Here is a 24,668-nt window from a genome sequence, read left to right on the forward strand (position 1 = left end):
GCTTTTGGGCGCCGGTCATCCTGAATGGCGACCGGTAACCGCCCGCCATTCAGCCGAACAGTCGCTGCGCGTGAATACCGAGACCCGTCGCGACACTCGCGAGGCGATCGCCGAACACCGGCTGCGCATCCGGGAACGCGCCGGCGAGCGCGCCCGACAGGAACGCGAGCCCCGTCGAACCGCCGGTGAAATACAGCGCACCGACATCGCGCGGCGCAACGCCCGCAAGCCGCACCGTCTCGCGCGCGGCGTCGACGATGCGCGCGGTATCGTCCCGGCTCGCGTCGACGAGGCGATCCGCGTCGAACGCGATCAGCAGATCTTCTTCCACGTCGTTCAGGTCGATCATCGTCTCCCCGCCCGCCGCGACGCCGATCTTCGCTTCTTCCGCGCGCGCCATCAGCGCATGCCCGAGCCGCTGCTCGACCACGCTCGTGAGCCGGTCGTACTGCCGCACATCCTGATACAGGTGCTTCATCAGCTTCAGCTCGCCGATCCGCTTCGGCGTGTAGACGGTGTTGATCAGGTGCCAGGTCGCGAGATCGAAGTAGATCTTGTTCGGCAGTTCGCGCCCTTCCGGGTCGAGCGAACGGTAGCCGAATGCAGGCAGGATCGCCGCCAGCTCGACACGCCGGTCGTAGTCGGTGCCGGCGACGTGCACGCCGTGGTGCGCGAGCACGTCGTCCTTGCGCTCGAGCCGCGCCATCCGCTGCGGGCCGACGCGCACCAGCGAGAAGTCGGACGTGCCGCCGCCGATGTCGGCGACGAGCACCAGACGCTCCGTCGGCTGGCGCGATTCGTAGTCGAACGCGGCGGCGATCGGTTCGTACTGGAAGTGCACGTCCGTGAAGCCGACCGATTGCGCGGCCGCCTCGAGCTGAGCCTGGGCGAGGCGATCGGCGCGCGGATCGTCGTCGACGAAGAACACCGGCCGGCCGAGCACCGCGCGGCCGATCGGCGCGCCCGCGCGCGCTTCGGCCTTGCGCTTCAGGTGCATCAGGAAGCGCGCGATGATTTCGGTGTACGCGATCGCACTGCCGTCGCCGAGATCGGTCGTCGTTTCCGCGAGCGGCGAGCCGAGGATGCTCTTCATCGAGCGCATCAGCCGGCCGTCGAAACCGTCGATATAGGAGGCCAGCGCCGCCCGGCCGTACTCGACCGTCTCTTCGTCGTTGTTGAAGAAGATCGCGGTGGGCAGCGTCAGGTGGTCGCCTTCGACGGGCGCGAGGCGCATGCCATCGCCGTCGGGCAGCGCCACGGCGGAATTGGACGTGCCGAAATCGATCGCGCAGTAAGTCATGGGAAATTGCCGCAGCAGGCCGGCGCGAAAACGGAAAGGACGGGCTTTTTAACATGAAGCCCGCAGGATCACAACCGGGGTCGGCCACCGGTGTCGCGCAACGGGCGCCGGCCGCGGCGCGCGGCGTGGCGCGCCGGGAACATGCGCGGGCAGGATGCGCGACGCAGCCCGCCCGCCTGCGGGGTCAGGCTGCCGTGTCGAAGCTCTTCTTCCACGCGCCCGCGTAGACGACTTCGCCGATCGCATGGCGCGTGCGCGGCGCCTTCTCGCGATCGCGCAGCACGGGATCGAGCTTGTCGACGTTGCCGTAGTGGCCGAGCGAGATGATCGACGCGATCGCGACGTCCGCCGGAATCGCGAACGCGTCGCGGAACGCCTTCGCGTCGAACCCGCTCATCTGGTGCGCGGCGAGGCCGAGCGCGTGCGCCTGCAGCACCAGCGACATCGCGGCGGCGCCGGCGTCGTACAGCGCGGTCGGCGCCGGCTCGCCCTTCGGCGTCAACGTGTGCGCGGTGACCGCGATCAGCACCGGCGCCGGCGCATTCCAGCCCTGGTTGAACGGCACCAGCGTCGCAAACGCGCGCTTGAACGCGTCTTCGTCCTGGGTGCGATCGAATACGATGAAACGCCACGGTTGCGCGTTGTACGCGGACGGCGCCCAGCGCGCCGCTTCGAGCACCGCGTGGAGATCGCCGGCGCTGACGGGTTCATCCGAATACGCGCGCGGGCTCCAGCGGCCCGCGATCAGATCGTGAATCGAAACAGTGGTGGGAGCAGGTTTGACGGACATGCGGTTCCTCGCTGACATCGATGAAGGGGCGCGAACGCCCGGCGAACCGCAAGCATACCTGCTTGAGCGACAGCGCGCCCGATGCTGCCGCGCTATGCAAATCTCCGTACGTGCAATGGCCGGCCGCAGCGGGTGCGGCCGGCCGGGCCGCCGCGATCAGGCTGCCTGCGCGGCCGCGCGCGACGGGCCGCGGTTGATCCGCAGCACGATCAGCGCGCCGACGATGCACAACCCGCCCGAGATCATCGACGCGATCGTATAAGTGCCGAGGCTCGCGCGCAGCAGCCCCGCGCCGAGCGCCGCGAACGCCGCGCCGAGCTGGTGGCCGGCGACGATCCAGCCGAACACGACCGGCGCCGCGGCCTTACCGAACACGTCGGTCGCGAGCCGCACGGTGGGCGGCACGGTCGCGATCCAGTCGAGCCCGTAGAACATCGCGAACAGCGGCAGCCCGAAGAAATCGATCCCGAACGCATGCGGCAGGTAGATCAGCGACAGCCCGCGCAGCCCGTAGTACCAGAAGAGCAGCACGCGGTTGTCGTAACGGTCGGACAGCCACCCCGACAGCGTCGTGCCGAACAGGTCGAACACGCCCATCGCCGCGAGCAGCGACGCGCCCTGCACTTCGGTCATCCCGTAGTCGCTGCACATCGCGATCAGGTGCGTGCCGACATAGCCGTTGGTGCTCGCGCCGCAGATGAAGAAGCTGAAGAACAGCAGCCAGAAGTCGCGCGAGCGGCTCGCCGTCAGCAGCGTGCGGAACGCGACCGCGAGCGGGTTCTCCTTCGTCGCGTCGGGCGCGGGCGGCGCATCGGCCGGCTCGCCGTACGGGCGCAACTGCACGTCGGCCGGCCGCTCGGGCAGCAGGAACGCGACGAGCGGAATCACGATCGCGGCCGCCACCGCGACGACCAGCACGACCGGCCGCCAGCCGTGGCGCTGCGCGATCGCCGCGAGCATCGGCAGGAACACGAGCTGGCCGGTGGCCGTGCTTGCGGTCAGGATCCCCATCACGAGGCCGCGCCGCGCATGGAACCAGCGCGTGACGAAGGTCGCGGACAGCGTCAGCGCGACGACGCCCGTCGAGCAGCCGACCATCAGCCCCCAGATCAGCACCATCTGCCAGCTCTGCGTCATCATCGACGACAGCGCGACGCCCGCACTCATCGTCACGAGCGCGGTGAGGATCGTCGGGCGCAGCCCGAAGCGCTGCATCGCGGCGGCCGCGAACGGGCCCGTCAGGCCGTACAGCGCGATGTTCACCGAAATCGCCAGCGAAATCGCCGCGCGGCTCCAGCCGAGCTCGCGCTCGAGCGGCACCATCAGCACGCTCGGCGTCGCGCGCGTGCCGGCCGCCGCCAGCAGGATCAGGAATACCACCGCCGCCGCGAGCCATCCGTAATGGAAGCGCCCGCCGATTCGTGTCACTGCCCAGTTCATCTTCATGTTCTCCAGTTGGCGGCTCCGGTGTCGTCGCACCGGCTCCGCCCCAACCAGGCCACCTCCGCCGCACACTGCATCGGCTGACCCGGGCCGATGCTTGGCATTTTTCCCGTCGATCCGGCCGGCATTGTTACCGGTCGGTCACAAGTGTGTTGCGATCGTAGTTACCAGTCGGTAACATGTCAAGCAATTCATCACGAAGTCGAGGGTCATCATGTCGGACATCGAGGTCGCCAAGCCGCTGGCGCGGCGCACGCGCCGGCCGATCGACGGCGCGACCGCGCAGGAGCACCTGCTGCGAGCCGCCGAGGAGCTGTTTTACAAGGAAGGCGTGCGAACGGTCGGCGTCGAGGCGGTGGTGGAGCGCGCGGGCGTCAACAAGATGAGCCTGTACCGCCAGTTTTCGTCGAAGGACGAGCTGATTCTCGCGTATCTGGAGCGGATGGACGCGTGCTTCTTCGAGCGGCTCGACACGAGCGCCGCGAAGCATCCGGGGCAGCCGAAGGCGCAGTTGATCCAGTACTTCGTCGATCTCGCCGAGCGGGCGACGCAAAAGGACTATCGCGGCTGCCCGTTCGTCAACGTCGCCGCCGAATTCCCGGATGCGTCGCACCCGGCGCGCGAACGCGTCGCGCAGAACAAGGCGCAACTGATGCAACGGCTCGTCGCGCTTTGCGAAGGCGCCGGCGCGCGACAGCCGAAGGCGCTGGCCGATGCGCTCGCGCTGGTGGTCGAAGGCATCTACGCGGCGAGCCAGACCTACCGGCACGGCGAAACGCCGATCGGCATTGCGCCCGCGCTCGTCACGCAGTTGATCGAAGCCGCCTGCGCGTGACGGCCGGCGCGCGCTCGTCCCCGGCGCGCCCGCTACAATGCCGCTCTCTTCGCCCTTTCGCCCGACTGGCATCACGATGACCGACACCCGCCCCGATTCGCACGACGACATCCTCGCCGCCACGCGGCACTGGCTCGCGCGCGCGGTGATCGGGCTCAACCTGTGCCCGTTCGCGAAAAGCGTCTACGTGAAGGAACAGGTGCGCTACGCGATCAGCGAAGCGACGACGCTGGAAGACGCGCTCGCCGAACTCGAAACCGAGCTGCGCGCGCTGGAAGCGGCGGACCCGCGGCAGGTCGATACGACGCTCGTGATCTACCCGCACGCGTTCGCCGATTTCGTCGACTACAACGATGCGCTGTTCTTCGCCGAGCGGCTCGTGCGGCAATTGCGGCTCGACGGTGTGCTGCAGATCGCGAGCTTCCATCCGCAATACCAGTTCGAAGGCGCCGAACCCGACGACATCGAGAACTACACGAACCGCGCGCCCTATCCGATCCTGCACCTGCTGCGCGAGGACAGCATCGCGCGCGCGGTCGACGCGTTCCCGGACGCGTCCGCGATCTACGAAAAGAATCAGGAAACGCTACGCCGCCTCGGCCACGAAGGCTGGCGCGAATGGATGCGCCGGCCGGGCGACGACGTGTGACGCGGCGTGCAACGTGGGGTGGCGCGGGCGCGATGCCCGCGCGGCCGCACGTCAGCCTTCGGCCGGCTCGACGGCGCCGCCGCCCGCCGCGGCGGCTTGCGCGACGAAGAAGCGCTGGTTGAGTTCGGCGAGCCCGAACATCGCGAGGATCTCGGTCAGCCGCTCGCCGGGCTTGCGGCGCGGCAGGTTCTTGTACTGCGCGATGATCAGCTCGTTCTTCATCGAATGCTCCCAGCCGACCAGCTCGGTCACGCTGACTTGGTAGCCGTGCGCTTCGAGCTGCAGGCAGCGCAGCACGTTGGTGATCTGGCTGCCGAATTCGCGCGTATGCAGCGGATGCCGCCATACCTCGGTCAGCGCATTCGCGAGCGACTTGCCCTTGTTCTTGCGCAGCACGCCCGCGACTTCCGCTTGGCAGCACGGCACCAGCACGATGTGCTGCGCGCGCTTCGCGAGCGCGAAGCGGATCGCGTCGTCGGTCGCCGTGTCGCAAGCGTGCAGCGCGGTGACGACATCGACCGTTTCGGGCAGTCGCGGCGACGTGATCGAATCGGCGACCGACAGGTTCAGGAACGACATGCCGCCGAACCCGAGCCGCGCGGCGAGTTCGGTCGAGCGCGCGACGAGTTCCTCGCGCGTCTCGATGCCGTACACGTGCGACGCAAACGCCGGCGTGCCGTGCCCCGGCTGCTGCTTGAAGAACAGGTCGTACAGGATGAAGCCGAGATACGACTTGCCGGCGCCGTGATCGACGAGCGTCACGTTGCCTTTGTCGGCCTGCACGCCGGCGAGCAGCGGCTCGATGAACTGAAACAGGTGGTAGACCTGCTTCAGCTTGCGGCGGCTGTCCTGGTTCAGCTTCCCGTCGCGGGTGAGGATGTGCAACTCCTTCAGCAGCTCGACGGACTGCTCCGGACGGATTTCGTGGGTCTTGTTCGACATCGTGAAGCGGCGCCGGGCCACGGTCTGTCGACCACGGCCCGGCGGCGGGAATTCGTGAGGAATGGCGGTAGTTTACCGAAAATACGCGCTCAGGCCCGGACGCCGAGCCGCCACAACGACGTGACCTCGGCCCGACGCGCCGCATGCAGCGGATCGTCGGCGTCCATCGACTTCGGATGCGCGGGGCGAATGTCGTCACGGCCGAGCACAACGAGGCCGGCTTCGTCGATCCACTGCAGCAAGGTGTCGCGCGGCCGCAGGCCGAGATGCTCGGCGAAATCGGACAGGATCAGCCAGCCCTCGCCGCCCGGCTCCAGATGCGCGGCCAGCCCTGCGAGGAAACCGCGCAGCATGCGGCTGTCCGGGTCGTAGACCGCGTATTCGATCGGCGCGCTCGGCCGGGCCGGCACCCACGGCGGGTTGCAGACCACGAGCGGCGCGCGGCCGGGCGGAAACAGGTCGGCTTCGACGATATCGACCCGGGCCGCGTGCCCGAGCCGCGCGACGTTCTCGCGCGCACAAGCCAGCGCGCGCGGATCCTGGTCGGTCGCGACGATGCGCTCGACGCCGCGCGAAGCGAGCACCGCCGCCAGCACGCCGGTGCCCGTGCCGATATCGAATGCGAGCGACGTCGCCGGCAGCGGCGCGCGCGCGACGAGCGCCACGTATTCGCCGCGCACCGGCGAGAACACGCCGTAGTGCGGATGGATCGGCGCGCCGCCGAGCGCCGGGATCGGCACGCCCTTCTTGCGCCATTCGTGCGCGCCGACGAGGCCGAGCAGTTCGCGCAGCGACACGACCGACGGCGCGCCGCCGGGGCCGTACGCCTCCTCGCAGGCCGCCCGCACGTCGGGCGCGCGGCGCAGCGGGATCGTGTAATCGGCGTCGAGCGGGATCAGCAGCATGCCGAGCGTGCGGGCGCGCTGCGATTGCGCGAGACGATGCAGATTGAACGCATCGACGCCGGCCGCGGCTTTCGCCTTCTTCGGCTTGCGTTCGACACGGCGCGCCATCGCCTGCACGAGCTGGCGCGCATTCTGGAAGTCGCCCTGCCAGACGAGCGCGGTGCCCTCGCAGGCGAGGCGGTAGGCCGCGTCGGCGGTGAGGCGGTCGTCGGCAGACACCGCGCGCTTCGGCGGTTGCACGCCGGCTTCGGAGCGCCAGCGCACGGCATGATCGACGCCGTCGGCGTCGGTCCAGTGGAAAACGGGGGAATCGGTCACGCGAACTCGGTACGGTTGGCTTCAACGGCGGCGAGAATTCACCGCGCGGACCACACCATACCGCGCTTTGCCCGACCCGGCAAAACAGGCGCCGCGACGGCCGCCCGAAAACGTTCGTCGCGGCGCAACCGTCAATCAGGCGAGATCGAAGGTTTCCGCAACGGGCGCGTCGCGCTTGACGGCCGCGATGCCGTTCTCGCGTGCCTGCTCGCTGCTGTACGTCTCGCTCGTGCCGATGACCTGGTGATTGGCCGCCTTCAGATTGAACATGGGCTCACCGTTGTGGGCGAGCTTCCGTTCGTAGCGCGCGTCGAGCGGCGCGTTTTCCCGTACGGACGCGATCCCGTTCCTCGCGCCGCTTTTCTCCTCGTACCGCTCGCTCGCGAGGATGATCTCGCCGTTCGCCGACTTCAGATGGAAGTAGTACTGACCGTTCGTGGCTTTCTTGAGCTCGAATTTTGCCGCCATGGATTTCCCCTAAAAGAATGTCCGACCCTCGGACATCGTCAAGTGTAGAGCCCACGCCGACGAAAATCGACACCCCACGGAGATAAGCGTTAAATATTGTTAAATGGTGAATTTTCAGACACATTTGACCGACGTTGCACATCAACCGGACGACCTAGCCGCCCCACCCCGGCATGGCCGGCAGCCGCAGCGTGCCCACGTCGCTGAAGTGCACGGTGCCCAGCACGCTGCCCGCGAGCCGGCCGCGCAGCGCATACGGTAGCTCGCCGTTCGCGGCCGCGCCGGGCAGGTTCCACGCCTGCCGCGCGGCCGCGAAAGCCGACACCGAAACCGGCACGTCGAGCACGGCTTCGCCGAACCGCGGCACGGTGCCCGCCCGGTCGCTGACGCCGCTTGCGAACGGCGTGCCGTTCAGGTCGAGCGCGACCGAGATGCCGTCGTAGTCGATAGGCGCATCGTTCGGATTCTGCACGCGCAACTTCAGGCTGAAGCGCATCTCGAGGCCCTGCCCGACCAAGGGGTCGAGCCCGGCGACCGACACGCGCACAGGCTCACGCGTGAGCGCCGCGCAACCACCCAGCAGGAACACGGCGGCGAACAGCAACAGCACGGCGCGCAACGGCGCGATACGGAACAGGGCTCGCGGCATGGGACAGCCTCCTCGCGGCAATCGATGAACGGGGTCGTCGCTGCATTGTACCGATCGTGCCGCCCTTCACCGGATTTCGTAGTTTCCGTGACGCCGCAAGATCGTTAATAGATTAAAACTACGAAATTTCCAGTCGAACGGAGAGCGCATTAATGCCTTTCAGCATTCAATGAAGCGCCAGGAATTCAATAGATGCGCTTTCTAATTTTTTCGTTTCCTTTACCCAAAACCATCAAGTATATTTACGCATCCTTGGAGCAAGCCGACAAACCTTGAAGCCGCATGACGGCGCATTTACGGGACGGCTACACGCTGTCCCTCCGTCCTGCGGACTGGCCCGGCCAGCCCCGTAGGTCGTCGGTTCAAAGGGATTGCGCGCCCGCGCCGGGCGTGCGGCCCCGTGTCGTGCGCGCGAAATCAATTCAGTACAACACGCGCCCGGCCATTTTGAACCGGCCAGTTAACCGATATCCGGAAATTCAGAGGGGGCAGTAAACCATGATTACCTTCACGTAGTCGGCCGCCGTCTTTTTCGAATAATCCGTCATTGGCATTTTTTCGCTGTTGATTAAACGGCGAGGGGATTGCTTTTGCCGGCGTTTTCGCAGCACTGAACGATTCTTTCAACAATCGAGGATTCAGTCATGTCGATCCATATTCGCAAGATGCGTTATCTGCCGCTCGTCGCCGCACTCGCGCTCGCCGGGTGCGGCGGCGACGACGGCGGTGCAGGCTCCGCTTCCGCGCTCAGCTCCGCCGGCGCGCCGCACACGAGCTCGTCGCCCGCCGTCACCGCGCCGCCGAGCGCATCCAATGTCGACAAGAGCGTCTCTCCCGTCGAACTGCCGGACACCGTCGTGCCCGTGAACTACCGGCTGTGGTTCCGCCCGAACGACGCGCTGAACGCGTTCGACGGCCGCGCCGACGTCGAGATCAAGGTGCTGAAACCGGTCAACAACATCGTGGTCGCCGGCCACCGGATCAAGTTCACCAACGGCCGCATCACGCTGCAGCCGGGCAACATCCAGCTGATCGCGACGCCGCAGGACAAGGGCGACTTCTATCAGTTGCGCCCCGTCGCCGGCACGATCTCGCCGGGCAACTATTCGCTGCACATGGAGTGGTCGGGCATCATCAACTTCAAGTCGTACGACGATCCGGTCAACCACACGGGCGGCAGCTGCGGCGACGATCCGTATCCGGGCTGCTCGGCCGCGGAAGGCGTGTTCCGCGTCGACCTGAAGGGCACCGACGGCAAGACGAGCGGCGCGATCCTCACGCAGGGCGAAACCAACCTGTCGCGCCAATGGTTCCCCGGCTGGGACGAGCCGGCGTTCCGCCCGACCTATGAAGTGACGGCCGAAGTGCCGCAAAGCTGGCGCGTCGTGTCGAACGCGGCCGAGAAGCCGTCGACCAACGTCGGTGGCGGCTACAAGCTCGTGCAGTTCGAGAAGACCCCGCCGATGCCGTCGTATCTGCTGTTCTTCGGCGGCGGCATGTTCGACACCTACGAGGACGATTTCACGAGCCCGCTGCCGGGCGGCAAGGGCGGCCTGCACCTGCGCGTGTTCACGCCGCCGGGCATGAGCGAGTGGGCGAAGCCGGCGATGGACCGCACCAAGCAGGCGCTCGACTTCTACTACCGCTACACGGGCATCCCGCTGCCGCTCACGAAGTTCGACACGGTGGCCGCGAACGACGCGTTCAAGGAGCAGAAGGACCTGAACTTCGGCGGGATGGAGAACTGGGGTTCGATCCTCGAGTTCGCCGACGACATCCTGCCGCAGCCGGGCCAGCCGATGTCGCACTACGGCAACGAAGTGCTGACGCACGAAGTGGCGCACCAGTGGTTCGGCGATCTCGTGACGACCGACTGGTGGGACAACGTGTGGCTCAACGAATCGTTTGCGACGTTCTTCGAGACGAAGACCACGATCCAGTTCTTCCCCAACGAGTTCAGCTGGCTCGACCAGGTGAAGAACAAGTATCGCGTGATCAATCGTGACATCGGCCCGAACGCGTTCCCGGTCGCGCCGAACTTCAACGACTGGGCGTCGAACGACTTCGTGCTGAGCGCCAGCGCGTTCACGTACGACAAGGGCGGCCACGTGCTGAAGACGCTCGAGAACTATCTCGGCGAGCAGACCTTGCGCAAGGGGCTGCAGCAGTACCTGGTCGACTACTCGTTCGGCAACGGGACGCCGAAGCGTCTGTGGGATGCGCTGTCGAAGGAAAGCGGCCAGGCGGTCGGCCCGATCGGCGACAGCTACGTGCGTCAGACCGGCGTGCCGCTGATCTCGCTCGACACGCAGTGCGACCTGACGAAGAACCAGACGGTCATCACGCTGAAACAGCAGCCGTTCCCGAACAAGAACGCGTATCCGGGCCTGCAGTGGACGGTGCCGATCACGCTCGCGTACGGCCAGGGGCTCGCGAAACGCACGACGCTCGCGCTGAAGGATACGCAGGCACAGACGCGGATCGACGGCTGCACGGGCGTGGTCGCCGACCCGAGCGGGCTCGACTACTACGTCGTGAACTACAGCGACGCGGCCTGGAGCGGGCTGCTCACGCAGGTCAACAGCTCGACCGATCCGGTGCTGCTGGCGAACCTGAAGAGCGAAGCGGCGCTGCTCGTCGCGAACAACCTCGCGCCGGCCTCGCGCTCGACGTCGATCGGCTCGGTCGCTTCGCCGGCCGCGATGAAGCTGCGCCAGACGCCGACCTTCGGCGGCATCGAACCAGTGACGAAGGAGCGCCCGGCACGGCAATACCAGGGCATCTTCAAGCCGCGCAAGGTAGTGACGCAGTAACGGTGCGGCTCCGGCCGGCGCCGCGCCACCCGCGGTGCCGGCCGGCGTACCGGTTTCTCCGACCTGTTGACGGGCCTCGCATGCGAGGCCCTTTTTTCATGCGGCGGCGCCTCGGCCCGCCGTCTCGCCCACGCGGCGTTTCCCACGCAGGCTGCGGGAACCACGGGGCGAAACGCGCGGCTGCGGCGATGCAGCGCGCGATGCCGCGCTAGCGATCGTCGCGGCGCCGGAACGCCCACCACGCGGCCAGCGCGGTGAAGCCCGCGACGAGCAGCACCATCAGCCAGAAGCCGTGCTTGTTCTCCGCGAACGGCACGCCGCCGACGTTCATCCCGAAGAAGCCGGCGACGATGTTGATCGGCAGCGCGATCACGGTGACGAGCGTCAACGTGAACAGCGTCCGGTTGTTCTGTTCGTCGAGGCGCGAACCGATCTCTTCCTGCAGCAGCTTGATGCGCTCGTTGAGTCCCGCCAGGTCGGCGAGCACCAGCGAGAATTCCTCGGTCGACTCGCGCAGCTCCTGCACGTCCTCCGTGTGCAGCCACGCGGGCGGCTTCGCGAGCAGCCGGAAGATCGACCCCGGCTCCGGCGCGAGCATGCGCTGCAGGCGCGTCAGCGTGCGGCGCATCGCACCGAGCTCGATGCGGTTCGACGTGAGCCGCTGCGACAGGAAACGATCCTCGATGCGGTCGACATCGACGCTCGTGCGCCGCATGATCTGGATCAGCAGGTCGGCCTGGTCGCGCAGCAGGTGCACGAGCAGTTCCGCGGGCGACCGGAACCGCTCGCCGTCGCGCACGCTCGCGCGCAGCGTGTCGACCGAGCGCAGCGGCTTGAGCCGCGCGGTCACCATGATGCGCCGTTCGACGTGGACGAACAGCGTCGCGATCTCCGACGGCGTGAGCTCGAGATTGAACATCACGTCGTTGACGATCGCGCGCAACGCGCCGTCCTCCTGCTCGATGCGCGTCGAGCGCGAGCCTTCGTGCAGGAATTCGAAGAAGCTGTCGGGCAACCCGAGATGCGTGCGCATCCAGCGCTCGCTCGCGCCATGCGCGAGATTGAAATGCAGCCAGACGAAATCGCCCGATGCGGCCGCGCCGTGCTCGCGGCACGTGCGCAACCACGCGGCGGCCGCGTCGGCATCGAGCATCGTGCCGGCGCCGCCCGGAACGAAGCGGAATCCGCACACCATGCCGGACGTATCGGCGCCGTAAGTCTGTACGATCAGGTCCATCGTGTCGAAGGTCGTGCGGCGCGCGCCGCGCCGCACATCGCGGGTCGCGGGCCCGCGCCGGGAAAAGAAAGAAAACGTATGCCCGACGGGCGTGACGCGTTCGTGACACCGTCACGCGGCATCATACCGGCGGTCGCTCCGTGCCCCAAAAAATAACGCGCCGCCCATTGGGCGGCGCTGACAGGAAAGACCTCGCGGCGTGCGCGGCACGCGTTACTGCCGCGTCTCCGACTGCGCGGCGCTCGGGCACGCCGGATCCTTGCCCCAGTGGCCGTCGCATACGCGCCAGCGGCACAGCTGATCCTCGAAGAAACCGCGCTCCGAGCACTCCTTCACGCGCGACGCCAGCGAGCCGCCGGTCGCCGCTGCCGCCTTGGTCGGCACCGCCTGCGCCTTCTGCGCGGCGAGTTTCTTGTCGGCCGGCTTCGTGCGCGCGACGAGCGCCGCGAGCAGATCGGCATCCGGATCGTCCTTCCCGGCCGCCTTCGCGGTTCGGGTCGGCGTCGCGTCGCGGCGCTTCTTCGCCTGCGCGAGCTCGGCCTGCTGTTCCTTCCGATGCTTGCGGGCTTCGGCCTTCGCTTCGGCTTTCGTGTCGGTCTTGCCGTGCGCGGCGACCTTCGTGCCCTTCGACGCGTCGGCCTTCGCGGCCCTGGCCGTCGCCGCCGCGGCGGCCGCCGTTGCGGCCGCGCCGGCCGTGGCCGCGCCCGATGCGTCGTCGGCGCCGTTGGCAAGCGCGCGCGACAGACGGCCGTTGTCCGCGGACGCAGTCGAAGCAGATGCAACGGCCTGGGACGCCGAATCGTCGTTGACGATCGTGGCCGGTTGCACGGCCGACGCGGCGGATGCGCCGTTCTGCGCGACCTGCGCGGCGGCGCCGCTGGCCGGTGCGGCCTTGTCCGGTGCAGCCGCCGCGGGTGCCGGCGCGGCCGCGACGACCGCGGGCCGCTCGCCCGACGACTGCTGCATGCGCCACGCGCCCCAGCCGCCGACGGCCACGACCAACGCCACCACGGCGGCGATCGGCGCCTTCAGCGAACGGCGCGGCGGCTCGGCGGGCGGCGTGACACGCCCTTCCAGATCCGCGAGAATGCGCGACTGCCGAGGTCCTCCCTCGCCTGCCGGTTTGGTATCGGACAGCAGGCTGGGCGGAGTTTTCGAATTTGAATTTTCCGGCGCACTCATTCAGCGTCTCATTGAATCCTGGTTTAATTCACCGCGATAATATAGCCCGGCTTCTCGAAGCAGCCTGATTCTAAGAGCAAGCATTGCAAAACACAATCAATTCCAATTTCCGGGGATTTCGTTGATTGCCGTCGCACTCGTCGCCTATTTCGCCCTTGCCGTCGCCGTCGCGGCACTGTTGCTTTTACCGGGTATCCGCGCGACCGTTTTCGAATCCGTCGCCCAGTTTCACGGCCGCCTTACGCGTCGTGCGAACGATCGCGCCGCACGCACGCGGAGTCAGATTGTTAAATCGGCAAGCGCGACGCGCGGCGCATTAAGCGATGTGCAAAATTTACTGGCTCGGCGGCGCTTGATGATTATGGTATCGGCAGGTATTCTTGCGACGCCGCCATTGGTCGCCATTGCGTTACGCGGCCGGCAATTATTCCAGTACGACGACACGGCGCGCGTGCCCGACGAGAAAATCGCCGCGCTGCTGCAGGGCGAACAACTCGTGCCGCCCCCGCCGCTGCCGCCGGAAGTCTTCGCCACCAAGGAGGTCGAACAGGTCCGCCCGGCGCTGAAGGATGCGAGCCGCGACTGGAACCTGCTGGACCCGGATTTCCGTACGCGTTTGCTGCTGGTCTACAAGATCATGCACGAACAGCACGGTTATGAAATGGCGTTGCTGGAAGGTTACCGGAGCCCGGAACGGCAGAACCGGCTGGCGCAGATGGGCAGCAACGTGACCAACGCGGCAGCCTTCCAGAGTTATCACCAATTCGGGCTGGCGGCCGATAATGCATTCCTGCGCGACGGCAAGCTGGTCATTTCCGAGAAAGATCCGTGGGCGATGCGCGGCTATCAGTTGTACGGCCAGGTCGCCGAACAAGTCGGCCTGACCTGGGGCGGCCGATGGAAAATGATGGATCTCGGGCACGTGGAATACCATAAACCCGGTTTTAAACTGGGACGCGGCAGCTAGCCAGGGCTGCCGGACAAGAAATAATGAGGGCGGCATGGGGCTTTTTAATCACCCGGCAGGAAACGATTTGAGCGGCGCAAACGATCGGGCATTCCGGTGCGCGATTTTTTCCGGCCGCCGCTTCCGTTTTAAATCTCACAGCGTCCTTTCGTTAATGCGCGCGCCTTCTCCGATGCCGCGAGCGCGTTGATGCCAGCCTCCTTCATCCCGTTTGACAGCATGGCGACACATCGCGGCGCCACCCTTGCCGCTCGGCGCGCCTGCGTCGCCTCACCGAATCGCACCGGAACCTGAACGTCCTATGCAACGCATCCTCAACGTGCTGACTCATCCGCGTACGCTCTCGATCGTCGGGATCGTCGCGCTAGCGGCCATCCTGTTCATCGTCGCCGACATGCTGCAGTTGCCGCTCCTGTGGGCGGCGCTCGCGTTCGCGGCGGTCCTCGCGCTGTGGCTCGTCGTCGCGCTGTGGCGCCGCTGGCGCGTGAAGCGCGCGAACCAGCAGCTCGGCCAGGTGCTGGAAGAGCAGGCGGAAACCGGCAAGATCGCGGCACCGGCCGCTGCCGCGCTCGCACCGGACGCGAAGACGGCCGACCTCGACGTGCTGCGCACGCGCCTGTCGGATGCGGTGAAGACGATCAAGACGTCGAAGATCGGCCAGGTGTCGGGCGGCTCCGCGCTGTACGAACTGCCGTGGTACATCGTGATCGGCAACCCGGCCGCGGGCAAGAGCAGCGCCGTGCTCAATTCCGGCCTGCAGTTCCCGTTCGCGGACAAGAACAACGCCGTGATCCACGGCATCGGCGGCACGCGCAACTGCGACTGGTTCTTCACGACCGAAGGGATCCTGCTCGACACGGCCGGCCGCTATTCGGTGCACGAGGAAGACCGCAGCGAATGGCTCGGCTTCCTCGGGCTGCTCAAGCGCTACCGTCCGAAGGCGCCGATCAACGGCATCATCGTCACGGCCAGCATCGCCGAACTCACCGGCAACCGCCCCGAATTCGCGATCAACCTCGCGAAAAACCTCCGCCAGCGCGTTCAGGAGCTGACGGAAAAGCTGGAAGTGTTCGCGCCGGTCTACGTGATGTTCACGAAGGCCGACCTGATCACCGGCTTCACCGAATTCTTCAGCAGCAGCGACAAGCACGAGTACGACCGCGTGTGGGGCGCCACCCTGCCCTACGAGCCCGACGACAAGCGTGACGTCGTCGCGCAGTTCGACACGCACTTCGAGGAGCTCTACGAAGGGCTGAAGGAGATCAGCGTCGCGCAGCTGTCGCTGTCGCGCGGCAACCAGCTGTCGCCGGGCCAGTTGAGCTTCCCGCTCGAATTCTCGACGATCAAGCCGTCGCTGCGCGCGTTCCTCGCGACGCTGTTCGAGAACAACCCGTTCCAGTACAAGCCGATCTTCCGCGGCTTCTACTTCACCAGCGCGCTGCAGGAAGGCGAAACCAACAGTGCGGCCGCGCAGCGCATCGCGCACCGCTTCGGCCTCGACGGAAGCGCGCTGCCGAAACCGCACAGCGCGTTCTCGAAGAACGGCTTCTTCCTGCGCGACCTGTTCTCGAAGGTGATCTTCGCGGACCGTCAGACGGTGCGCCAGTTCGCGAGCCCGACCAAGACGCGGCTGCGCTACGCGACCTTCTTCGGCTTCGTCGCGGCGCTCGCGCTCGCGCTCGGCGGCTGGACCTGGTCGACGATCGGCAACCAGCAGCTCGTCGCGAACGTGCAGGCCGACCTCGACAACGTCACGCGCCTGCAGCAGGGCCGCAACGACCTGCAGTCGCGCCTGCAGGCGATGGACATCCTCGAGGACCGGATCGAGCAGCTCGAACAGTTCCGCCGCGACAAGCCGCTTTCGGTGTCGCTCGGCCTGTACCAGGGCGACCGTCTCGAACAGCACCTGCTGACCGAGTACTACAACGGCGTGCGCCAGATCCTGCTGGCGCCGGTGTCGCAGAATCTCGCGTCGTTCATGAAGGACGTGAACGCGCACCCCGAACAGCTCGTGCCGATGACGCGCCCGCCCGAATCGGGTGCCGTGCAGGGCGGCACGCTGCCGGTCTCGACGAACGCGGCAGGCGCCGCGCCGCAGGCCGGCGCCGTGCCGGCCGCGTCGGGCGCCACGCCGGCCGCCGCCCCGCAACAGGCGGCCGCGCCGCAGGGCGGCCTCTACAGCGACGCGTCGCCGACCAACGTGCAGGACGCGTACAACGCGCTGAAGACGTACCTGATGCTGTCCGACAAGCGTCACGTCGAGCAGGCGCACCTGACCGACCAGCTCGCCCGCTTCTGGCGCGGCTGGCTCGAGACGAATCGCGGCAACATGCCGCGCGACGAGATGATCAGGAGCGCCGAGCGCATGATCTCGTTCTACCTGTCGCGCGTAAACGACAACGACTGGCCGATGATCGACGCGAACCTCGCGCTCGTCGACCAGACCCGCGAGAACCTGCGCCGCGTGGTGCGCGGCATGCCGGCCCGCCAGCGCGTCTACGAGGAAATCAAGGCCCGCGCATCGACCCGCTTCGCGCCGATGACCATCGCGCGCATCGTCGGCGACGGCAATCAGTCGCTGGTTGCCGGCAGCTATGCGATTCCGGGCACGTTCACGCGCGAGGCGTGGTTCGACTACGTGCAGCCGGCGATCCGCGATGCGGCGACGAAGGAACTGCAGGCGAAGGACTGGGTGCTCAACACGTCGACGCAGGACGACCTGACGCTCGAGGGCAGCCCCGAGCAGATCCAGAAGACGCTCGTCGGCATGTACAAGACCGAGTACGCGCAGCACTGGCAGAAGTTCATGCAGGGCATCGCGGTACAGGGCTTCACCAGCTTCGGCCAGGCCGTCGACGGGATGAACCGCCTCGGCGACCCGCAGGATTCGCCGATCCGCAAGATCCTCGAGACCGCGTACGACCAGACGTCGTGGGACAACCCGTCGCTCGCGAACGTGACGATCAAGAAGGCGCAGACGGGCGTCGTGAACTGGGTCAAGCAACTGTTCTCGCGCTCGCAGGCCGGCCAGGTGGCGGCGGCCAACATCGACATCAACGGCAATCCGGCCGAGGTGCCGATGGGCCCGATCGGCCAGGAGTTCGTCGGGCTCGCGCGGATCGTCGCGACGCATGACGGCACGTCGATGCTGAAGGGCTACATGGAGTCGCTGTCGAAGGTCCGCACGCGCTTCAACGTGATCAAGAACCAGGGCGACCCGGGCCCGGGCGCGCGCCAGCTGATGCAGCAGACCCTCGACGGCAGCGGTTCGGAGCTCGCCGATTCGCTGAAGCTCGTCGACGAGCAGATGCTGACGGGCCTGACCGATTCGCAACGCAAGTCGCTGCGCCCGCTGCTGGTGCGGCCGCTGATGCAGGCGTTCGCGGTCGTGATCCAGCCGGCCAGCGCCGAAGTCAACAAGGTGTGGAACGCGCAGGTCTACCAGCCGTTCCAGAGCTCGCTCGCGACGAAGTACCCGTTCGCGGCGAACGCGAAGGTCGAGGCCGGCGCCGGCGAGATCGCGCAGGTGTTCGGTCCGGACGGCTCGATCGCGAAGTTCGTCGGCACGACGCTCGGGCCGCTCGCGGTGCGCCGCGGCGACACGCTCGCCGCCCGCACGTGGGGCGACATGGGCATCGGGCTCACGCCGGAGTTCACGAACGGCTTCGCGCGCTGGGTCGCGCCGCTCGCCGGCGGCGCCGCCGGCAGCGCGGCCGCGTCGGCCGAGCCGCAGACCGTGTTCCAAATCCTGCCGCAACCGAGCACGGGCACGACGGAATACACGATCGCGATCGACGGCCAGCAACTGCGCTACCGCAACACGCCGCCGCAGTGGACCAACTTCGTGTGGCCGAACCCGCAGGGCTCGCCGGGCGCGACGCTGTCCGCGACGACCTTCGACGGCCGCACGGTGCAGTTCGTCAACGAGCCGGGCCGCTACGGCCTCGAGAAGCTGATCAATTCGGCGCAGCGCAAGCGCCGTCCGGACGGCACCTTCGACCTGACGTGGGCACAGGGCAGCGTGAACGTGTCGGTGACGATGCGCATCATCAGCACGTCGCAACCGTCGGCCGGCGGCGGCGACCAGCCGCAGCAACAGAGCCTGCGCGGCCTGCAGCTGCCGTCGTCGGTCGCCGACGCGAGCGCCGGCGCCGCGCAGAACGCGACGCAGACCGCCACCGGTACGTCCGCCACCGGCACGTCCGGCACGCCGGGCGCAGCGCCGGCCGTCGCGGCCGCCAACGCAACGAATGCACAGAGGGCGCAATGACGCAAACGGTACAGGCGCAAATCGCCTACTTCGGCAAGATTCCGTCGCGCGGCGACTTCGTGAAGAGCGCGCACAATCCGCAGTTGCTGCAGACGCTCGATCGCTGGATCGCGCAGGCGCTGGAGCTGCTCGCGGAAGATCCGCGCTGGAAGATCGTCTACGAGGATGCGAAGCCGATGCATTTCGCGTTCCTCGGCTCGCGCAGCAAGCTCGCGATCGCGGGCCACATGGTCGCGAGCCACGACGTGTCGATGCGCCGCTTCCCGTTCCTCGGCGCCACCGCGCTGGAGGTCGACCGGCCGCTCGCATTCCTCGCGCGCAGCCCGCTCGCGTTCGCGCGGCTGTGGTCGCGCGTCGCCACGCAGATCCCGCCGCTGCTCGGCAAGGACGAGCCGCCCGGCGCGCTGCAGGCGCTCGGCGACACCCAGGTGCCGATCGACATCGGCGGCCCGGGCACGTCGCACGACGGCACCTTCAACGATTTCGTCGAACACCAGTCGCTGTACGGCCTGCAGCAGATGCTGCTCGAAAGCGGTCATCCGGTGCGGCTGCGCGGCGCGATGCTCGCGCTCGGCTCGCTGCTGCGGCCGGTGATGCAGAGCGGCTCGTCGCACATCGAGCGCGGCCTCACGCTGCCGCTGCCGGTCGATCCGTTCTACCGCAGCCTCGTCGCCGCGTTCTGGCTCGAGCTGATCGCGCCGTTCGTCGCGCAGGCCGACTTCGAGCTCGCGATCTTCATCGGCACGATCGCCGAGCGCGAACGGCTCATCATCGGCTTCAACGGTGCGTCGGCGAAAACGCTGCTGAGCGTCGTCGACCCGCAGACCTACGCCGCCCACAACATCGACATCGACGATCCCGAGTGGATCGACGCCCATGCGCAAAACGATCAGCAGATCAGCAAGCTCGTCAGCTACCTCGACCAACCGCAACTCTCGCTGCGCGTCGCCATCGACGCGTTCCGCGAAGCGTTCATCGGAGGCTGACGGCATGCATCGCACGATTCAGGTCCGGCGCGCGCGCCTGTCGGCCGTCGTCTCGCCCGCCCTCGCCGCGCTGTTCGCGGCCGGCCTCGTCGCGAGCGGCGCGGCCTTCGCGCAGAACACGGGCGCGACCGTCACGCCGGTCGGCAACGGCACGGTCGCGACGACCGCGCTGCCGCAGGCCAACCCGAACGCCGGCGGCGCGTCCGGCACGGTGGTGCACGGCACCGCCGGCACGATCGCGCCGCCGCCCGCGAACGCGACGCCCGGCCAGGTGGTCGTCGGCGGCAAGGTGCCCGACGAAGCGACCAAGGCGGCCGTGCTGCAGAAGCTGCGCGATACCTACGGCGCGACGAACGTCGTCGACCAGATCGAGGTGGGCGACGTCGCGACGCCGCCGAACTGGAGCGCGAACGTGCAGAAGCTGCTCGGTGCGCAGCTCAAGCAGATCAGCAAGGGCCAGTTGAAGATCAACGGTACGCAGATCGAGATGAAGGGCGAGGTGCACAACGAGGCGCAGCGCCAGCAGCTCGCGAGCGACATGGCGAACACGCTGAACCCGACGTATACGATCAAGAACGGGCTGCGCGTGTCCGCGTCCGAACAGGGCGTGCTCGACCAGACGCTCGCGAACCGGACGATCGAGTTCGAGACCGGCAGCGCGACGCTGACGCCGCAGGGCAAGCTGATCCTCGACCAGATGGCGGCCGCGCTCGCGAAGATGCCGAACCGCACGGTCGACATCATCGGCCACACCGACAACTCGGGGAACCGGACGTCGAACATCGCGCTGAGCCAGGCGCGCGCGGATGCGGTAAAGGGCTACCTGATCACGAAGAGCATTCCGCCGCAGCAGATGACGACGACGGGCGTCGGGCCGGATCAGCCGATCGCGCCGAACGATACGGCGGACGGAAGGGCGCGGAACCGGCGGATCGAATTCCGCGTCGGGCAGTAACGGGAAATCGGCCGGCCGCTCGCGCGATGGCGAAGCGGCACGGCGCGGCACACGACGGGCGGCGGCAGCAATGCGCCGCCCGTCTTGCGTTTACGACTGCTCGTCGGGCCGCACGCCCAGCAGCTCGCGAATGTGCGACAGCGAGCCGTCGTCCTTCACGACGCTCTCGAGCCACTTGTGCAGCGGCATGTCGGCCCATTCGGCCGCTTTGTCGGCGAGATACGCGACCGGGCTGTGCGGCTCGGTCTGGCGGAAATAGCGCGCCACCGCACGCAGCTGGTCGACGGCCTGCGCGCGGTTCTGGATGCCGGCGATCATCTGCGCCACCGGAGGACGCGAAGCGGTCTGCTGCGGCACGTGAGTCTCCTCGGTCTGGATCGGCTGGCCGAACACCGGCTCGATGCGCTCGGGCTCGGCCTGCGGCGCTACCTGCGCGTGCGGTGCGCTGCCCGTATAGCCCTGTTCGCGCGCAAAGCGCTCGGCGAGCCGGTACACGGCCTCGAACGCGTCGCGCGCCTGCCGGAAGCTCGGCGCCGAATCGCCCGCGCGCTCGACCAGCCGCTCCTCGAACGCATCGAGCGCGAATTCGAACGCCTTCAGGTTCGCCAGCAGCGCCGTGTAGAACGCGATCGACGTCACGCGCCGCGACGCATCGATCTGCTCGATCGACGGCTTGCCGCGCGCGATGTCGTCCGCGTGGTCCGGGTCGCGCTTGATCGACTGCGCGACGTGCTGCGCGACTTCCCAGTCGAGCGTACTGAACGCATTCGATGCGCCGTCCGTCAGCGGCACCGCGCGCAGCAACTCGGCCGTGCGGCCGGACAGCCACGCGACGTTGCCGAGCCGGTGCTCGATGTCGTCGTCCTCGGGCAGCGGGTGGAAGGTGTCCCAGAACTCGCGGCACAGGCCTTCGAGCAGCGCATAGCCTTCGGTGAGACCCGTGATGCCGTCCTCGAGCGCGAGCGCCTCGGTCAGCCATACGGCGAGCCGCAGGTCCTTCGTGCGCGTGCGCAGCAGCTCGCCCGCATGATCGACGACGAAGCCCCAGTCGGCCTCCTTGATCTCGGTCACCCATTCGCCCTGGTCGAGCGTCGGGTCGTCATAGCGCCGCGCGTCCTGGATCGCGTCGAATTCGTTCGAAAACAGCAAGTCGTCGCCGCTGGGCGACGCCTCACTGATCGGCGTCAGCAGCTCGGGGAGATTGATCGGCATGGTTCGGTCAGTTCATCAATGCTTGACTGGGCGCGGCCGCGCTCATTCGACGGTGTACGCGAATTCGCCGGCCTCGTCCGCGCGCACCGCGATGCGCGCGATGGCCGCGCCGTCGGCGATCCGGCCGAGCACGTGGCCCGCGATCTCCGGCAGCAGCGTGCCGTTCAGGATGTGGTCGACGTTGCGGGCGCCCGAGTCGACCTCGGTGCAGCGCGCGAGCACCGCCTCGACGAGCGACTCGTCCCATTCGAACGCGGCCTTGTGGTTCGTCTCGATCCGGCGGCGGATGCGCTCGAGCTTCAGCTCGATGATCTCGGCCAGCACGTCGTCGGAAATCGGATAGTACGGCACGACCTTCATCCGGCCGAGGAACGCCGGCTTGAAGGTCTTGTACAGTTGCGGACGCAACGTCTCGGCGAGCGCGTCCGGATCGGGCAATTCGTCGGCCGGCTTGTTCAGGCAGGCCTGCATCACCGCGGCCGAGCCGACGTTCGACGTCAGGATGATCAGCGTGTTGCGGAAGTCGATCTCGCGGCCTTCGGCATCGTCCATCGTGCCCTTGTCGAACACCTGGAAGAACATTTCGAGCACATCCGGGTGCGCCTTCTCGACCTCGTCGAGCAGCACGACGGAATACGGGTTGCGGCGCACGGCCTCGGTCAGCACGCCGCCTTCGCCGTAACCGACGTAGCCCGGCGGCGAACCCTTCAGGCCGGACACGCTGTGCGCTTCCTGGTACTCGCTCATGTTGATCGTGACCATCTTGCGCTCGCCGCCATACAGGATGTCGGCCAGCGCCAGCGCCGTCTCGGTCTTGCCGACACCCGACGGCCCGACGAACATGAACACGCCGCGCGGCTTGTTCGGATCCTCGAGGTTCGCGGTCGCGGTGCGCACGCGCTGCGCGATCGCCTCCAGCGCATGATCCTGGCCGATCACGCGCGCGGCGAGCAGCGGCTGCAGGTTCAGCACGGTGTCGATCTCGTCCTTCACCATTCGGCCGAGCGGAATGCCCGTCCACGCGGCGACGATCTCGGCGACCACGTGGCCGTCGACCTGCAGCGGCACCATCGGCTCGCCGCCCTGCAGCGCATGCAACGCCGCGACGCGTTCGGCGAGCTTGTCGCGGGTGGCCTGCACGTCGACCGGCTGGCCGTCTTCCGACGGGCCGCGCGCGCGGTCGAGCGCGTCGCGCAGTTCGGTGATCTCGGCGACGATCGCGCGCTCGGCTTCGTAGCGTTCTTCGTCCTTCGCCAGTTGTTCGAGCGCCGTGTCGCGCGCGCCGCGCAGCTCGCCGAGCCGCTCGTCGTGCACCGCCCCGCCCGCCGCCTCGCGCTCCAGCGACGCGATTTCCGCATCGATACGCTCGATGCGCTTCCTGGTATCGTCGATCGCCGCCGGCGTCGCGCTGTGCGCGAGCGCGACCTTCGCGCACGCGGTGTCGAGCACGCTGATCGCCTTGTCCGGCAACTGGCGACCGCTGATGTAGCGGTGCGACAGGCGCACGGCCTCGGTGATCGCGTCGTCGAGAATCCGCACGTCGAAATGCTTCTCCATCAGGCCCGACATCCCGCGCAGCATCGCCGCGGCCAGCGGCTCGCTCGGCTCCTCGACCTTCACGACCTGGAAGCGCCGCGCGAGCGCCGCATCCTTCTCGAAGTACTTCTTGTATTCGCTCCACGTCGTCGCGGCGATCGTGCGCAGCTCGCCGCGCGCGAGCGCCGGCTTCAGCAGGTTCGCCGCGTCGTTCTGGCCGGCCTGGCCGCCCGCGCCGATGATCGTGTGCGCCTCGTCGATGAACAGGATGATCGGATGCGCACTCTTCTTCACTTCGTCGATCACGCTCTTCAGGCGGTTCTCGAACTCGCCCTTCACGCTCGCGCCGGCCTGCAGCAGCCCCATGTCGAGCACGTGCAGCGCGACGCCGCGCAACGGCGGCGGCACGTCGTCGGCCGCGATCCGCAGCGCGAGCCCCTCGACGACCGCCGTTTTGCCGACGCCGGCCTCGCCGGTCATGATCGGGTTGTTCTGGCGGCGGCGCATCAGGATGTCGATCGCCTGGCGGATCTCCGCTTCGCGGCCGATCACCGGGTCGATCTTGCCGTCGCGCGCGCGCTGCGTGAGGTTGGTCGTGTACGTGTCGAGCGCGGGCGTCTTCGACGGGCCGGCCGCGGGCGCCATGCCGTCGGCGGCCGGCGCGACGTCGCTGCCGTCTTCATCCGCCTGACGCGGCTCGGCTTCGCTCGAACCGGCCATGATTTCGTCGAACTTGTGCTTCAGGTCCGTCACGTTCATTTCCGCGAACCGCGACGACATCCGTTGCGCGAACTGCGCGAGATCGGGCGCGGTCAGCAGCGCGAGCAGCAGGTGCCCCGAGCGAATGCGACCGAGCTGCGAGTCGAGCGACGCGATCAGCCACGCCTGCTCGAACAGCGCGATCAGATGCACGGAGAACACCGGCGTGCGCGTGTTGCCCGTCTTCAGGCGCGTCAGCTCGCGTTCGAGATCGGCATGCAGCGCATGCGGATCGACGCGGCTCGCGCGCAATGCGAGCGGCAGGTCGCCCGTCGCTTCGTCGAGCAACGCGAGGAACAGGTGCTCCAGATCGACCTCGTAATGGCCGCGCGCCAGGCACGCGCTCGCCGCGCGCTCGGTCGCGTGGCGGCACAGCGGGTTCAGTTTCGTGATCAGGGTCTTCAGAGGCGTGCTCATGGCGTCGATCTCAGGTTCGATTGCTTGTTGTTGTC

At 67.6% G+C, this 24,668-nt stretch carries 18 protein-coding genes; 7 read left to right on the forward strand and 11 right to left on the reverse strand.

The annotated features are described in order from the left end of the window. Positions 1-49: 49 nt before the first annotated feature. The 3 genes from WT24_RS04060 to WT24_RS04070 all read right to left on the reverse strand — a co-directional run bounded on the left by WT24_RS04060 (position 50) and on the right by WT24_RS04070 (position 3,530). Positions 50-1,300: an Hsp70 family protein gene (locus WT24_RS04060; protein ID WP_059795212.1), complete on the reverse strand. Its 1,251-nt coding sequence runs from the start codon at positions 1,298-1,300 to the stop codon at positions 50-52. Positions 1,301-1,484: 184 nt separating this feature from the next. After that, the gene (locus tag WT24_RS04065) at positions 1,485-2,090 is read right to left on the reverse strand and encodes a nitroreductase family protein (RefSeq protein WP_060031426.1); all 606 of its coding nucleotides are present in this window, start codon (positions 2,088-2,090) and stop codon (positions 1,485-1,487) included. Positions 2,091-2,246: 156 nt separating this feature from the next. Continuing rightward, on the reverse strand, positions 2,247-3,530 hold the full coding sequence (locus WT24_RS04070; protein WP_059499778.1) for an MFS transporter: 1,284 nt from the start codon (positions 3,528-3,530) through the stop codon (positions 2,247-2,249). A 217-nt stretch (positions 3,531-3,747) separates the two neighbouring features. On the opposite strand from WT24_RS04070, the gene WT24_RS04075 reads away from it, so the two are divergent. Together WT24_RS04075 and WT24_RS04080 are read left to right on the forward strand one after the other, a co-directional pair. Further along, positions 3,748-4,368 carry a TetR/AcrR family transcriptional regulator gene (locus WT24_RS04075; RefSeq protein WP_059499696.1) on the forward strand — a complete coding sequence of 207 codons (621 nt, stop codon included), beginning with the start codon at positions 3,748-3,750 and terminating at the stop codon, positions 4,366-4,368. Positions 4,369-4,444: 76 nt separating this feature from the next. Continuing rightward, the gene (locus tag WT24_RS04080; protein WP_034209813.1) at positions 4,445-5,017 is read left to right on the forward strand and encodes a DUF1415 domain-containing protein; all 573 of its coding nucleotides are present in this window, start codon (positions 4,445-4,447) and stop codon (positions 5,015-5,017) included. A gap of 51 nt (positions 5,018-5,068) precedes the next feature. Here WT24_RS04080 and WT24_RS04085 read toward each other — a convergent pair whose 3' ends face one another. The 4 genes from WT24_RS04085 to WT24_RS04100 form a co-directional block, all read right to left on the reverse strand. Further along, a complete protein-coding gene (locus WT24_RS04085; RefSeq protein WP_059499697.1) occupies positions 5,069-5,959 on the reverse strand; it encodes an SAM-dependent methyltransferase in 891 nt (296 codons plus the stop codon). Positions 5,960-6,048: 89 nt separating this feature from the next. Continuing rightward, on the reverse strand, positions 6,049-7,182 hold the full coding sequence (locus WT24_RS04090; RefSeq protein ID WP_059499698.1) for a class I SAM-dependent methyltransferase: 1,134 nt from the start codon (positions 7,180-7,182) through the stop codon (positions 6,049-6,051). Positions 7,183-7,317: 135 nt separating this feature from the next. Further along, positions 7,318-7,650, reverse strand: a complete 333-nt coding sequence (locus WT24_RS04095) for a YegP family protein (RefSeq protein ID WP_034209811.1) — start codon at positions 7,648-7,650, stop codon at positions 7,318-7,320. Positions 7,651-7,804: 154 nt separating this feature from the next. Continuing rightward, positions 7,805-8,299 (reverse strand): LEA type 2 family protein, encoded by a 495-nt coding sequence (locus WT24_RS04100; RefSeq protein ID WP_059499700.1) that lies wholly within the window; start codon positions 8,297-8,299, stop codon positions 7,805-7,807. Between the two features lie 644 nt (positions 8,300-8,943). Here WT24_RS04100 and WT24_RS04105 point away from each other — a divergent pair. After that, entirely contained in the window at positions 8,944-11,112 is a 2,169-nt protein-coding gene (locus WT24_RS04105; RefSeq protein WP_060031429.1) for a M1 family metallopeptidase, read from the forward strand. A 208-nt stretch (positions 11,113-11,320) separates the two neighbouring features. Here WT24_RS04105 and WT24_RS04110 read toward each other — a convergent pair whose 3' ends face one another. After that, positions 11,321-12,349 carry a transporter gene (locus WT24_RS04110; protein WP_059499779.1) on the reverse strand — a complete coding sequence of 343 codons (1,029 nt, stop codon included), beginning with the start codon at positions 12,347-12,349 and terminating at the stop codon, positions 11,321-11,323. Positions 12,350-12,562: 213 nt separating this feature from the next. Beyond that, a complete protein-coding gene (locus WT24_RS04115) occupies positions 12,563-13,531 on the reverse strand; it encodes a hypothetical protein (RefSeq protein ID WP_060031432.1) in 969 nt (322 codons plus the stop codon). A 121-nt stretch (positions 13,532-13,652) separates the two neighbouring features. On the opposite strand from WT24_RS04115, the gene WT24_RS04120 reads away from it, so the two are divergent. The 4 genes from WT24_RS04120 to WT24_RS04135 all read left to right on the forward strand — a co-directional run bounded on the left by WT24_RS04120 (position 13,653) and on the right by WT24_RS04135 (position 20,709). Continuing rightward, positions 13,653-14,498 (forward strand): M15 family metallopeptidase, encoded by an 846-nt coding sequence (locus WT24_RS04120; protein WP_060031435.1) that lies wholly within the window; start codon positions 13,653-13,655, stop codon positions 14,496-14,498. Positions 14,499-14,799: 301 nt separating this feature from the next. Beyond that, a complete protein-coding gene (tssM, locus tag WT24_RS04125; protein WP_060031437.1) occupies positions 14,800-18,768 on the forward strand; it encodes a type VI secretion system membrane subunit TssM in 3,969 nt (1,322 codons plus the stop codon). Further along, positions 18,765-19,754, forward strand: a complete 990-nt coding sequence (tagF, locus tag WT24_RS04130; protein ID WP_060031440.1) for a type VI secretion system-associated protein TagF — start codon at positions 18,765-18,767, stop codon at positions 19,752-19,754. The genes tssM and tagF overlap by 4 nt, the downstream gene beginning before the upstream one ends. 4 nt (positions 19,755-19,758) lie before the next feature. Then, positions 19,759-20,709 carry an OmpA family protein gene (locus WT24_RS04135; protein WP_060031443.1) on the forward strand — a complete coding sequence of 317 codons (951 nt, stop codon included), beginning with the start codon at positions 19,759-19,761 and terminating at the stop codon, positions 20,707-20,709. Positions 20,710-20,799: 90 nt separating this feature from the next. On the opposite strand, the gene tssA is transcribed toward WT24_RS04135, so the two are convergent. Together tssA and tssH are read right to left on the reverse strand one after the other, a co-directional pair. Further along, on the reverse strand, positions 20,800-21,921 hold the full coding sequence (tssA, locus tag WT24_RS04140; RefSeq protein ID WP_060031444.1) for a type VI secretion system protein TssA: 1,122 nt from the start codon (positions 21,919-21,921) through the stop codon (positions 20,800-20,802). 42 nt (positions 21,922-21,963) lie between these two features. Then, positions 21,964-24,633, reverse strand: a complete 2,670-nt coding sequence (gene tssH / locus WT24_RS04145) for a type VI secretion system ATPase TssH (protein ID WP_060031446.1) — start codon at positions 24,631-24,633, stop codon at positions 21,964-21,966. Between the last annotated feature and the right edge of the window lie 35 nt (positions 24,634-24,668).

Origin of the sequence: Burkholderia sp. MSMB1078WGS, from assembly GCF_001528895.1 — a bacterium.
GTDB lineage: Bacteria > Pseudomonadota > Gammaproteobacteria > Burkholderiales > Burkholderiaceae > Burkholderia.